Raw genomic sequence first — 13791 nt, forward strand, 5'->3', positions numbered from 1 at the left:
TAACAATCTTAAAGCAGACTGAAAAAGCATTGAGAAATAGGAAGTAAACAAAGAAAAAGAGCTGATATTATTGAAAAATCAACTACTAAAATTTATGTGCCAATAAGAAATAAAGGAACTGTTTCTAAATCTAAAATTATAAATACTCTTTAAAGAAATCAAAGAGGCACTTTGAAATTTATCCCTCCGGATACATACTGTAAAAATTAGGAAAACGCATCTGAACGGTAGTCCCGTGATTTTCGTGAGAACTTACAATCAACTCTCCCTGATGCATTCTTACAATATTTCTGGCGAGAGGAAGCCCGATCCCGTAGCCTTCGTAGTTTTTGGTATTGGAGGCTCTGAAAAAAGGGTCATAGATCTTATTCATTTCTTCTTCAGGAATTCCGATCCCGTTGTCTTTTACGATGATGTATACATCGGTATCCGTGGCTCCCAGCGAAACCTTTACCTGCTGGAAATTAGAGTATTTGCAGCCATTACTGATGATGTTGGCTACTGCGAGGTGAAGAAGCTGCTCGTTACCCTGAACTTTCAGCTTTTTAGGGTTATCCGGAAGCATGCTGATGTCCAGATAGATATTATTTCTGGAATCTATTTTTCTTAATGTTTCAATAACATCCCACAGCAGCTGGTCTATTCTTACCTTGTCCATTTTCTGGATCTTGCCGTCAAAACCGGTTTGTGCAATCATTAATAACGCTTTGATCTTTCTGTCCAGCTTTTCAGCTTCATCCAGAATGATTTCCAGGGTTTCCTTGTATTCATCCGCTGTTCTGCTGATGGAAAGAGCAACATCCGCTTCGCCCATAATCGAAGTAAGCGGTGTCCTTAGCTCATGGGAAACATTTCCGATCAGGTGATTCTGGGTTTCGAAGGAGGTTTCGATACGGTTGAGCATTCCGTTGAAGGTATCCACCAGCTCATTCAGTTCCTTATTATCCGGCTGCGGCTCCAGTCTGAGGTGAAGGTTTTCGGAGCTGATCTCTTTTACCTTTCCTGTAATTTTCAGAATCGGTTTAAATAATGTTTTAGACAGATAGAAAGAAAAGATCATGCTGAAAAAAAGGGACAGCACAATACACGTAATCAATGTTCTTTTCAAAAATCCGAGGTAATAAATGACGTAATGATTTTTAGCCGATGCGATGGCGATATAATCTTTATCATCATATCTGAAGGTCTGCCCTATATAGTAGAATTCTTTATCATTATAATTAGCTTCTCCTTTTTTGACGATATTCTTGAAAAAATAATCTGGGATATGAACTTCCCGGGAGATCTTTTTGAAATTGGAATCCGAAGGAACGGCAAAAACATAATCCCTTTCCATGGGAAGCTCTTCGTCATTCAGGCTGTTAAGAATATAGTTTTCCGGAAGATCGAGATGCTCTTTACTTTTTTCGATCTGTACAATGGTAGCGGTACGGATTTTCAGCAGCTCATAAAACCTCTGATGCGAAAAGTTGACAATTGAAAAGTAAACCAAACCACTGAACAACAGAATGATGACGGTAAAAACCAACATCAGAAGCACCATCGTTTTGGTCTGATTTGTGACAACTTTGTTAAACATTCATTAAGGTTTTTTCAGCACATACCCCATTCCTATCACCGTATGAATGAGCTTATTATCCTCCTGACTATCCAGTTTTTTTCTTAAATAATTCACGTAGACATCCACAACATTGGTTCCCAGCTCATAATTTACACCCCAGACCGCATCCAGAATTTCTGCTCTGGAGATTACTTTTTCCGGATTATTCAGAAAATACAGCAGTAATTTATATTCTGTAGAAGTGAGGGAAATATCCTCTCCTGCACGGGTTACTTTTTTGGTATAATCATTAACCGTGAGATCAGAGAACTGAAATACGTGCTCATTGTCCGGTTCCGGCTCTGCAATTTCCTGAGGCATATGGTTATGGCTTCTCCTTAAAAGGGATTTTACACGTGCTACCAGTTCAATGAATTTGAAAGGCTTCACGAGATAATCATCTCCTCCGCTTTCCAATCCGAGAACAATATTTTCTGAAGTTCCCAGGGCCGTTAAGAATAAAATCGGAACGCTCTGGTTGGTTTTTCTTATTTCTTTGCAGACATCCAGACCATTCATTTCCGGCAGCATAATATCCAGAATAACCAGATCAAAATCATTCGCCTGTACCAGCTGTACGCCTGTACGCCCGTCAAAAGCAACAGAAACTTCGTACCCGTTTTCCTGAAGCCCCTTTTTAATAAAAGATACTACACTGGTTTCGTCTTCGATGAGAATAATCTTTTTCATTGAAATAAGGAATTCCACAAAAATAGGAAAATTTTTTCTGGAGACGGAACGGCCAGCTGGCTAAAGAATTAATTCCATCTGCACATCTGCCCGGTCATATCCGGGATTAGTAACCCGTACATGCTGAAAACCCAGTTTTTCGTAAAGCTTTACTGCGGGTACCAGAACCGAATTGGTTTCCAGAAAAACTCTTTCTGCTTTCAGTTCCTTGGCTTTTTCCACTAAGGTATTTCCCAGCAGATACCCGATTTTCTTTCCCTGAGCTTTAGGACTTACAGCCATCTTGGAAAGTTCAAAAATGAGGGGTTCATCATTGGCTTTTACCAAGGCACAGGTTCCCACAGCTTCGCCATCCAGTAAAGCAAAAACAATATGACCGCCCTTATTCAGAATCTGATTTTCAGGATGATCCAGCAGTTTATAATCTCCGGATTCCATTACAAAAAAAGTCCTGATCCATTCTTCATTCAATGTTTTAAAAGCCTCTTTATACTGAGGTTCAAAATTCACAATTGTTACTTCATTATTCATATCACTCATCACTATATATATTTTATTAAATTTACGTGAGTTCGGGTTAAGGAGTTTAATGTAAAAGGCTGGAAGAAGGAGGCTGGAAGTTAATTTTAGTTATAGGTATTGAAAGCCTCCCGAGTTATCCCGAACTGAGGTTAAATTCTGTTTTTAATCATTTTCCCCAGCTTCTCCAGGTCACTTTCAACACGGTCGGTCCATTCCAGGGCATAGTTCAGACGCATACAGTTCTGATACTGATTGTATTGTGAAAACATTCTTCCGGGAGCAAAGTTAATTTTCTGGCTAAGTGCTTCGTCGTACAGATCTTCAGTGCAAATCCTTTTATCCAGCTCCAGCCAAAGCATAAATCCTCCTTTCGGTTCAGATATTTTGGTATTATCCGGGAAATACTGGGTCACCGATTTCTGAATCTGCAGATAATTAGCGTACAGCTTCTTCCTGAACATTCGCAAATGGTGGTCATAACGGCCATGTTCAAGGAAATCAGCAATGACATCTGAAAATAACGACGGGCCAGAGACAGTCTGGACCAATTTCTGACGGATGATCTTTTCTTTAAATTTTCCAGGAGCTACCCAGCCAACTCTATAGCCTGGCGCCAGTGTCTTGGAAACTGATCCTATCCACATTACAATTCCTGTTTCATCATAATATTTACAGGGCTTTGGCCTTCCTGCTCCGAAATAAATATTTCCATACACATCATCTTCAATCAGAGGAACATTATATTCAGTCAGCATATTTACCAGTTGTTTTTTATTTTCATCCGGCATCTGGAAGCCTAGCGGGTTATTGTAATTCACCACAAAACAGCATGCCGAAAGATCAGGAAGTATCTTTTTTAACGCATCCAGATCCACTCCGGTAATTGGATGAGTGGGAATTTCCACTGCTTTGAGCCCCAGAAGCTGAATTGCCTGGAGAATTCCAAAATATACCGGACTTTCCACGGCAACAGAATCTCCCGGCTGAGTAACCGCCATCAGGCAGTTATAAACTCCATTCATGGCTCCGGAGGTAATCACCAGATCATCTTCTGTGATTTTCCCTTCCATCACGATGGACCATTTGGCAATTTCACGACGGAGGCGTTCACTTCCCTGTACCGGCTCATAGTTTGTTCCGCTGTCATGCTTTCTTTTGATCACATCAATCATGCATTTCTTCATTTTTGCCACAGGAAGAAGGCTTTTCCCCGGAATTCCCAGTGCGAATTGGGTGACATCTGTCCCGGCAATGGTTCCGAAGACTTTTCCGATAAGATCTTCCGGAGTATTTTCATCTTCTGAGATCTTTATTTTCCCTACGGAAGGCAGCGCCAGTTTCCGTTGGGAAGTCTGGCTTACATAATATCCGTATTTAGGACGTGATTCCACCAAAGAGCGGCTTTCCAGTTCCATATAAGCCTGTTTTATTGTATTTAAGCTGACATTATATAGTTTCTGGGCACTCCTCAGAGAAGGAAGTCTATCCCCATATTGCAGGGTTTCACTTTTAATCTGCTCAGTGACGGAATTGGCTATTTTAAGATACAGAACATCTTTAGACATTAAATTCAGGTTTTAAGTAAATGTACAACTTTCTCCAGGCTTTGTTAAAAATCCAGCCAGCTTATCATGCTTTTAATACTGCTTTTAAGCTGTTCCGGATTCTGGAAATTGGAGGTCTTGTTTTGCTTAAAATAATTTTCGGCCTTGAGATAAAAGTTTTGTTTTTCCTGTTCTACAGCTTCTTTTTTATGATAAATTTTAAAAGTAACTCCTCCCTTTTCATTGATGAGAAGACTTGCAAACATGATGATTTGATTTTTCTTTTTTGCCAAAAGAAAAGGAAGCCCAAAATCTGTATGGGCAACCCGGGCACATTGTGTCTGCAGAAATATATTCTTCAGTACCGGCATATCTGAAATATACACCTCAGCATATTGAATCTGACCCTGATATTGAACTATTGTTTCCATAGTATTTTCTTCTTTAGCTAAACAAAATTATGGAGTATTCAACATTGGACACAGATACAGAAGTATACAATATTATGGGTACAGACCGAATATAATCCGTTGAAATCTACAGATGACATAATCAGAATCCGGATTAAAGGCCGGAAGATGGAAAAAAGGAGCATGGAAGCTACTTCTCGTTATAGTTATTCAAAGCCATTGTAAAATCAAATTATCTCAAAAGAAATAAAAAATTATTATTGACAACCTTCATAACTTCCCGTTTCCAGCTCCCAGCTTCAGGCTTTTATAAAACAGATGTTATTTTTTTATAAACTTTGAATTGTAAATTAATTTATCCTTTGATTCAAGTTTTATCAGGTAAGAACCTGTGACAAGGCCTGAAACGTTTACAAAATTTTCAGAAACCCTTTGCAATGACACCAGCTTTCCGCTCATATCATAAATAGTCACTTTTTCAATAGGAATATTTTTTGCCCAGCAAATCTTATCATCAGCGGGATTCGGATATAAAATGATATCAGACAGCTCAAAGTCTGTTTCTGAAGTGGAGGCTCTTGCGCATTGAAAAATAAGAACAGGCTGCAAAGATGAAGTAGGAACACCTCCGTTCCAAATATTTCCATAACCACCCCAGGCCCAGACAGATCCATCTGCTTTTTGTGCAAGTGAAGCACAATGACCTCCATATACTTTTACCCAATCTGTATCATTACCCACCTGCACAGGAGATAGCGAGTGTGCAGGGGTTATAATAGCCCCGGTGTAATCCCAGCATCCTCTTCCCCATCCCCATAATGTTCCGTTACTTTTAATTCCTACAGAATAACTCTGTCCCGCAGCTACATCCTTCCATGTATCTGCTCCTATCTGTACGGGGCTCTGAACAAAAGTGCTTGTTCCGTTTCCTACAGCTCCCTGAACATTATCTCCCCAGGCCCATAAGGTATTATTGGTTTTTAAAGCAAGGGTAAAATCTCCTGAAGCAGAAGTAAATATCTTTTTCCAGTTCGTATCTGTCCCGATCTTTGTAAAATTGGTAATACACATATTCTCGCCATATCCAATGCCTAAGCCATATCCTGAGTTCCTTCCTCTTGCCCACAATGTTCCGTCTTTTTTTATACCAAAAGTTCTTGCTCCGCCACCGGTTATGTCTTCCCAGGTATTATCCGGACTTAATTGTATCGGTTGAACATAATAATCATTAGGATAAGGATTGGCAGGAGTTGCATGCAGTTCGCAAGCTGAATTATTTCCCCACCCCCAAAGTGTTCCGTTATTCTTTAGAGCGATGGTATGTACAGTTCCTGCTGTTACTTTTCTCCAGTCTGTATCTGTACCCACCTGCACGGGAGTATTACGGTCTATAATGGTTCCGTCTCCTACCTGAGATCTCATATTTCTGCCCCATCCGTATATTTTACCATCTTTCGTTAATCCTACAGTATGACTTAATCCGTGAAAAACAGTAGCAAAATCCGGTATAGCCGGACGTTGATAAGGGGTATTCTGATCCTGAAAATTTCCTGTACCTGCCTGCCCGAAGCTATTTTGTCCCCAAGTATATATTTTTCCGTCTGTTGTAAAAATTGAAATGGTAGTATAGGTAATTGATATATCTTTTACACAATAATCTTTTTGAGCAGAAACATTATGTAAAGCCCCGAAAAGAGCAAGGCAAAGGTAAATTTTTTTCATGTTTATTTAGTGATCTGGTTATTTCCCAAATTTATGAAAAATATCAACAAATAAACAAAAATTTCTAAACATAACTCATCATAACTAATAAAATATTAATTATATTGTAATTCATACAATAAAAACAGGCTGTCCCAATATGGTACAGCCTGCCTGAAAATATTTAAGATTTCATGGTATTATTCTACTTTTCGTAAAGCCTCTTTAATGCCTTCCAATCCGTCTCCGAACTGGGCCAGCAAAGCGACAATCTGGGACATCCTGTCATTTTCCCCAAGTCCTTTTAGGGTTTTATTTTTTACAAATGTCTTTTTGATTTCATTCCAGCGTTCCTTCTCTTGTTCTGAAAGGGAACCAATGAGTTCTTTCAGTTTCAGCATATTGGCTTCTGCACCGGTTGTCAAAGTCTGAGACTCATTCTGATAATGATCAAGAACCAGCTGAACGACCTCATTCTTTTTTAAGATCGGCTGGATCTGTGCGATCAGCTTATTCATATTACGGTACGATCCCTGGAGCTTGAACGGCGGTTCATTTCTGTAATCATCAGACATGGCCGCAGATGAGATATATTCTTTGTTGACTTTCAGGATCATATTTCTAACGGTAATGGTATTTTCCAGCACCGCTCTGAAGTCTGCGATCTCATTGGAGCTGAAGTTTCCTTTAAGGTTATCTGCAGGATTATTTGTTACCACGCATTCATAAAGTCTGTAAAGATTATCAATTCCCGGCTGGGTTAATCTTGTAAGATACTCATTAGACATCAGGGAGTTCTCAATAAGGCTTAAATCAAAAAGATCTGTTCTTGAGCCTGAGATTTCTCCCAGATTATATGTATCTGAACGGTTTGCCAGCATATCCGGAATTTTAAACTTCTCCCCGTTTTCCGTGTATGGATTTCCTGCCATCACAAGACAGAATCTTTTGGAACGGAGGTCATAGGTTTTGCTTTCCCCGTTATATATTCCCTCTATTTTTCTCTGCCCGTCAGCAAGAGAGATAAATTTTTGCAGGAATTCCGGGTTACAATGCTGGATATCATCCAGATACAACATAACATTATCTCCCATTTCCAGGGCAAGATTCAATTTTTCAAGCTCCTGTCTTGCTCCTGCATTTTTAGCTTCTGAAGGGTCTGTTGAAAGAATGTCATACCCTAGGGACGGTCCGTTGATCTTCATAAAAACCAGCCCCATCCTTTCGGCCATGTATTCCATAAGGGTTGTTTTTCCGTAACCCGGAGGTGATACCAGAAGGAGCATTCCCATACGGTCAGTTCTTTTATCTGAACCTGCTGTTCCCAGCTGCTTAGCCAGATTCGCCCCTATGAGAGGGAAATAAACATCATTGATCAGCTTATTCCTTATAAAAGAGCTGAGCACCTGAGGTTTAAAAGTATCCAGCTTCAGTGCTTTTTTCTTTTCACCCACCCAATTGTATTTCAGATCCTGCAATTTTCTGTATTTAGGAACGGTAATGGTATTGAAATGGCTTAAACGGGATGCAAATTCAAAATAATTAAGAAGGTATTCCGTATCTTTTTCAAGAGACCTGAGATCCTTTATGGTTGTTTCAAAGGAAACATGCCGGATATTTTTCGGATCAAATTTCTGAGTGATCAGGAATGCTGCCGCTTCACGGATTCCATTTTCATCTGCGTTAGGATCAAAAGCTTTCAGGGCACTTTCTGCTGTATAATAACAGGCCGAAGGGTACAGATACATTGCTCTGATCTGTTCTATAAATTCAAGGTCTTTGCCTTTTTCTTTTAATTCCTTTAAAAACAGCTCATACAATGCTCCTGCCTGTTCTGTGATAAGGAAGTTTTCACGGTTTTCCTGCTTCAGATATAATGCTGCATTGAAAAAATCAGTGTTAGGCAGAAACCGGGTTTCTGCGGCAAAGGTTCTGATCTCTCCTGACAGTTCTGTCAGCAGATATTCAAATCCCTGTGCGTTGGCAAATGAATGGGAAATAATTTCTGCAGCCTCAAACTGCCGGGTATAATATTCTTTTCTTTCCGGTTTTAAAAAGAACCAGAACAACTGGGCCAGCACTCTTTCTCCTGCAGAAAACCTCATCAGGCCAAGTTCATTATGCATCTGCTGGAGCTTTGAAACAATTACCTGCGCATCTTTGTCGTGAATTCCTTTTACGAGGCCTTCACCGAAGTGTGCTGCAGTGAACTGCTGAACAGCTGCTTCAATTTCCAGGTCCGATGCCAGCTTTTTATGAGCTGAAAATACATTCCAAGCCAGATATTCAAATCTTTTAACCTGAGCATTTTCTGAAACGAATTCCTGGTTCCAGACTTCTCTGAAATCTTCTGTAGCATCAAAGACAAGGGGCTCGTAGAAGCTTGTTCCTGTAAGATGATAATAATATTGAGCATTTCTGAGAACGAGTGTAAGATCCAGCTTCTGCTGGTTGACGGCAAATTTGTAATCTCCCAGTGCAATAATGCTTTCACCGTCTGCATAGATTTCTTTTTTATCCTTTAGCTTTCTTACGGCCTCCTGCTGGGTTGTTTTTAAAAGGGTCAGAATTTCTTCAGATTTGGCAGAATCTTCCAGCTCTGCCAGCTGCCTTGCAAGATCCCGTGCTTTTTCAACCATCAGGTCTGAAGCATAATAGCCATTGATTTCATTTTCAGAATCGAAAGATTCAGCTTTGGTTTGTACTGATTTCAGGATTCTCTGGGCGGCTTCGAAAAGATTCTGGGTTCTTTTATTTCGGGATTCGGTAAGCTGCACTCTCTTATTCTGAAAGTGTTCATAAACTTCTTCCCTCTTTTCCTCGATTTTATGGATGAACTCGTCAAAATCAACGAATTTGGTTCCCATTTCTTCCAGCTGAATAGAAAGTTTAGTCAGGTATTCATCACATTTTTCAGGGGTTTGGGAGAGTTCCAGAAAATTAATAACAGACTGATCAAACAATGTGATCTGAGCCTGAAAATCTGAAGCCAGTTCTTTTCCGGAGATTTCCCGCTTCCTTTTTCCAAGTTCAAGCCTTTCCTGGTTGAGACGGGCAAAGATCTGGGAAATATTTTCAATGATCTGGGTAGACTGTGAGGTATCTTCTATTTTAAGGTTGTTCACAATGTCTACCAGCAGCTCAAGCTGTCCGGAAAGAGCATTGATGCTGTCTTCAATTGTTTTGGCATCAATGGCTTTATGAAGATTGATGATCTCTTCCGAGATACTCCTGGCTTTCTCTTCATAAGGCAGCAAAGCACCTTCCTGTAGCAGAAAATCCACACAGGCATTGGATAGTTCGGTATAACGGGCAGCCAATGATTTTTCCAGAGAATCGAGAAGCGCCATGTCTGCATATTTCAATTCCCGGGCTCCGGTTACTTCACCTCTTAAAGTTCTGATATAGGACAGGGCGTCAATGTATTCCGTTAGCTGCGAATAATGGAGCCTCTTGGTATCATCAAGTATTTTCTGGCAGGAAAGTTTTATTTTCTCTAAAGCTTCATCCGTATTTTTTCTCTGCTCTACCACTTTTTCATATTCATTAATGGCGGAATGAGCAATTTTCCGGATTTCTTTAAGCGGCTGATCCAGCTTCTGGACTTCATTTTCACCTAAAAAGTAATAGGTATCCAGAATAAAGGTGGAAAGCTTGACGATATCATCATATAATCCACTGTACGAATCTTTTTTATTCAGAAGCGTGATAAGCTCCTGGCTTTCCGCCATTACCCTTACAATATCTTTGTTCCCTATTTTATAAATTAAGCTGTCTGCTTTTTCAGCATTTGGCAGCAATTCTTTGGAGAAGGGGGTCTGCCAGATCTGGGCCAGATGATGTTTGGTAGTCTCAATACTTTCTCTGAGGTAGATTAGTTTCCCGTCATTCAGAAGAGAGAAACCACTGCACCGGATCGGCGTTTCTATGGTCTGTGTGATGATATTGTAGGAGATAAGCTGATAGTTATTCGTTTTATCATCATAGAATATATAAAGAAAGTTTTCACCATTAGGCTCTGTTACCGTTTTCAGGTAATACAGCCTGTTCAGATCCTGTGAAATTACTTTCAGTCCTCCGGTTTGCAGCGCATAACCGTTGGAGAATAATACTCCCTGGCTTTCAGGAAGCAGCAATCCTGAATATTTCAGGGCATCTGCTCTTGAAACGGTTTTTTCCTTGTGATTATAAATGAAATAGCGTTCTGTTTCCTGATAAGGTTTTATTTTAAACAAAACAAGGTTATCCAGGTCACAGAAATGGATCTCTGCATCATCAAGATTCTGGTCTTTATGGATGACATCTTCGGAATAGATTCCTTTTCCGGTGTCTGTATTATCTTCAACCTTGATGGTAATATCTCCCCCTATACTTTCTACGAAAACTTTATCTGCCAGGGAAACATGGGGATGTTTTCCGGACCGCTGCATATCTCTCGTAGCTTTTGTCCATACGAAGCCATGCTGCTGCGGGTATGACGTTTCCGAAGCGCTTCTTGAATCAATATAAGTCAGCTGATTGTTTTTAATCAGCCACTTAAAGGCTTTGATATCGGAAGTGCTTTCTGAAAGCTGGAAAACCATGTAAAGGTAGTTCTCCGTAAAAGCGAACCTTGCAAAGAAGGTATTCCTGTAATATTTATAAAGGTTTTTGAATTCATCAATAAAAACCTCATCATTAATCAGGGTGTAATCCTGAGGTTCAAAGCGGTTTTTATTGATTCTGTATATTGAAAAAACATCCGAAATATTGATTTCTGTCTGCAGGCCCAGATGGGCATTGGATCCGAAAATAAGCTGATCTCCGAGAGAAAATATATCTTTGGCAATACAGTTGTGGTCTGTGGAAATCCGTTCGTTGGCAATAAGAGAAAAATCTATTCCTCCAAAAATGCTTTTACGGCTTTCATTAAGCTTCTGAAGTCTTTGGATCAGGTCATTCTTCTGCTCATTCAGACGGTTCTGAATAATTTCGTATGTTCCGGAATTAAGTTTTTCTGACATAGTGTTGGATTAGGTTGTCACGGCTGCTATAACACAGCAGATCTTGGTGTGGAACGAATAAGTCTTTGCTTTTATCTTCTAAACCTTATAGGCTTTTGAAACCTATAAGTTTTGCATTATAAACAATTAACTTTTTTTTCAATCTGATTATCAATGCATAATCAGATTTCAGCAAAGTAAAAAACTCTCGTTGAGAAATACATTTTCAGCTTTTATGCCTGTATTAAATAGAGTTGTTATTTACCGGTTTATTTTCCACCCCCAGATGTTTTGCCATGTCCAGAGCTTTTTCCAGAATACCTTTTTCCTGCTGGTCTGCAACGCTGTTTAGTTTGAAGATCAGGGAAGCGATACTCATATTTTTAATGTCATCTGTTGAGATCCTGTATTTGTCTACCATTCCCATCACTTTACCAATGATATTTTCACCATCGCCTAGAAGGTTATCTCTAAGAACCCGGGCATTTTCACTGTGATTTACAAATTTATCCAAACCTTTTCCTGCTGAAACCTGGCGGATCACATTATCAAAGAAGGTGTTGTCTCCACCTACGATATCAATCTTGGCCGATTTAAAGGCTTCTGCCAATACCAGCGACTGCGCGTCTGCAATATCTTTCTGGATAGCGATCTGAGCAAGTTCCACTTCTTTTTCTTTGTTTAGTTTCAGACGGAATTCTTCGTGATCTTTTCCGGCATCGTTCAGTTTCTTCATTGCTTCTGCTTTTTCGTTGATTCCAGCTGCTTCCGCTAAAGCCTTTTCTTTGATTACTTCTGCCTGGGCAATTCCTTCTTTCTTAACAGCTTCTGCTTTTTTCTCAATGACAACAGCTTCCACAATACCCTGTCTTTCCGCTGCATCAGCTTTAGCGTGTAATACCTGAGCCTCAGATAATCCTACTGTTGCTTCTTCTTTTGCTTTGGCATCAGCGATAATTTTACGAGCTTCTGCTTCTTTTTCTGCTGCATCTCTTTTTGCCTGTGCTTCAATTACGTATTTCTGTGCATCTTTCTCTGCTGCCAGTTTTCTTGCTTCTGCGGCTCTGGTTTCTTCAATCAGCTTTTTCTCTGCTTCCTGGGTAGCCAGCGTAATTTCTACCTGCTTGTTTCTCTCGGCAGTTTTGAATGCTTCAAGGTCTTTGATTCCCTGCTGTTCTTCCACCACGGTTTTTTCCATGGTCAGACGCTCACGGATCGCATCCTGAATGCTTTTCTTTTCCAGTTCAATGGCTTTGTCTTTTTCAATCTGTGCAAGGGAAACGATTCTTTCTCTTTCTGTTGCTTCAAGAGCTTTGTCTTTCATTACTCTTTCTGTTTCTACAAGATCGGCACGTTCTTTATTTTTGGCAGCAATAACCACCTGGCGAAGCTTATTTTCTTCTGCAATCTGAAGTTTTTCTTCTGTAGCGATTCTTACGGTTTCATATCTCAGGCGCTCCTCTTCTTCTACTTTTAAAATTTCTGCATTTTCACGGGCTTTGATATTGGCTACTTCTCTTTTTTGAGATTCTTCTTTTTCCGCCAGCTGCTTTTCGAGCTCCAGGATGGCTTCACGGGCTTCAACATTCTGTTTGGTGATGGTTTTTTCCTCATCCCTACGCACCTGATTTGCTTTAATATTCTGATTTGCTGTAAGTTCAGTAATTTTCTTTATCCCTTCAGAATCCAGAATATTATCTTTATCCAGCTTATCAATGGAAGTCTGTTCAAGGTAGTCAATCGCGCAGTCGTCAAGGACATATCCGTTAAGGTCTGTTCCGATGATATGAAGAATTTCTTGGCGGAATTCGCTTCTTGCTTCGTATAATTCGGTAAAATCAAATTTCTTTCCTACTGTTTTAAGGGCTTCTGAAAATTTTGCTTCAAACAGTTCTCTTAAGGTACCTGCATCAGAAGCTCTCTGGCATCCGATTGTTTGGGCAACATTGACAATATCGTCTACGGATTTGTTTACCCGGATAAAGAAGGCTACCTGAATATCGGCCCTCATGTTATCTTTACAGATCAGTCCGGCTTTTCCTTCTCTTGCGATTTCCAGTTTTTTTACGGAAATATCCATAGATTCCATACGGTGAATGATAGGGATTACTATTCCTGCATTAAAAAATACTTTCGTGCCGCCATATCCTGTTCTCAAAATAACGATTCCCTGAACGGTTTTCTTATACATGGAAAGGATCCAGAAAACCAACCCGACTGAAGCCACTACAGCAACAATAATTCCAGCAATAAAAGGTAAATTCATAGTTTATTAATGTTTATTTATAAGTAAATGTGTTTTTTTGTTTCTTCTAAAAATATTGGCTCAGGATATCCAGGAT

8 protein-coding genes are annotated in these 13791 nt (G+C 39.8%); all 8 read right to left on the bottom strand.

From position 1 onward, the window contains the following. Window positions 1–178 precede the first annotated feature (178 nt). A complete protein-coding gene (locus tag AOB46_RS13880; protein ID WP_062700368.1) occupies window positions 179–1579 on the bottom strand; it encodes a sensor histidine kinase in 1401 nt (466 codons plus the stop codon). 3 nt (window positions 1580–1582) lie between these two features. Beyond that, entirely contained in the window at window positions 1583–2290 is a 708-nt protein-coding gene (locus AOB46_RS13885; RefSeq protein ID WP_062700370.1) for a response regulator transcription factor, read from the bottom strand. A 60-nt stretch (window positions 2291–2350) separates the two neighbouring features. Further along, window positions 2351–2830, bottom strand: a complete 480-nt coding sequence (locus AOB46_RS13890) for a GNAT family N-acetyltransferase (RefSeq protein ID WP_062700372.1) — start codon at window positions 2828–2830, stop codon at window positions 2351–2353. A gap of 131 nt (window positions 2831–2961) precedes the next feature. After that, on the bottom strand, window positions 2962–4377 hold the full coding sequence (locus tag AOB46_RS13895; protein WP_062700374.1) for a PLP-dependent aminotransferase family protein: 1416 nt from the start codon (window positions 4375–4377) through the stop codon (window positions 2962–2964). Between the two features lie 44 nt (window positions 4378–4421). Continuing rightward, a complete protein-coding gene (locus AOB46_RS13900; RefSeq protein ID WP_062700376.1) occupies window positions 4422–4787 on the bottom strand; it encodes a hypothetical protein in 366 nt (121 codons plus the stop codon). Window positions 4788–5087: 300 nt separating this feature from the next. Then, window positions 5088–6488, bottom strand: a complete 1401-nt coding sequence (locus AOB46_RS13905) for a T9SS type A sorting domain-containing protein (RefSeq protein ID WP_062700378.1) — start codon at window positions 6486–6488, stop codon at window positions 5088–5090. 179 nt (window positions 6489–6667) lie between these two features. Then, window positions 6668–11470 (bottom strand): DNA repair ATPase, encoded by a 4803-nt coding sequence (locus tag AOB46_RS13910; protein ID WP_062700380.1) that lies wholly within the window; start codon window positions 11468–11470, stop codon window positions 6668–6670. A gap of 223 nt (window positions 11471–11693) precedes the next feature. After that, window positions 11694–13715, bottom strand: coding sequence for a flotillin family protein (locus tag AOB46_RS13915; RefSeq protein WP_062700382.1), 2022 nt, complete (start codon window positions 13713–13715; stop codon window positions 11694–11696). Between the last annotated feature and the right edge of the window lie 76 nt (window positions 13716–13791).

The organism is Chryseobacterium indologenes (genome assembly GCF_001295265.1).
Classification (GTDB): domain Bacteria; phylum Bacteroidota; class Bacteroidia; order Flavobacteriales; family Weeksellaceae; genus Chryseobacterium; species Chryseobacterium indologenes_A.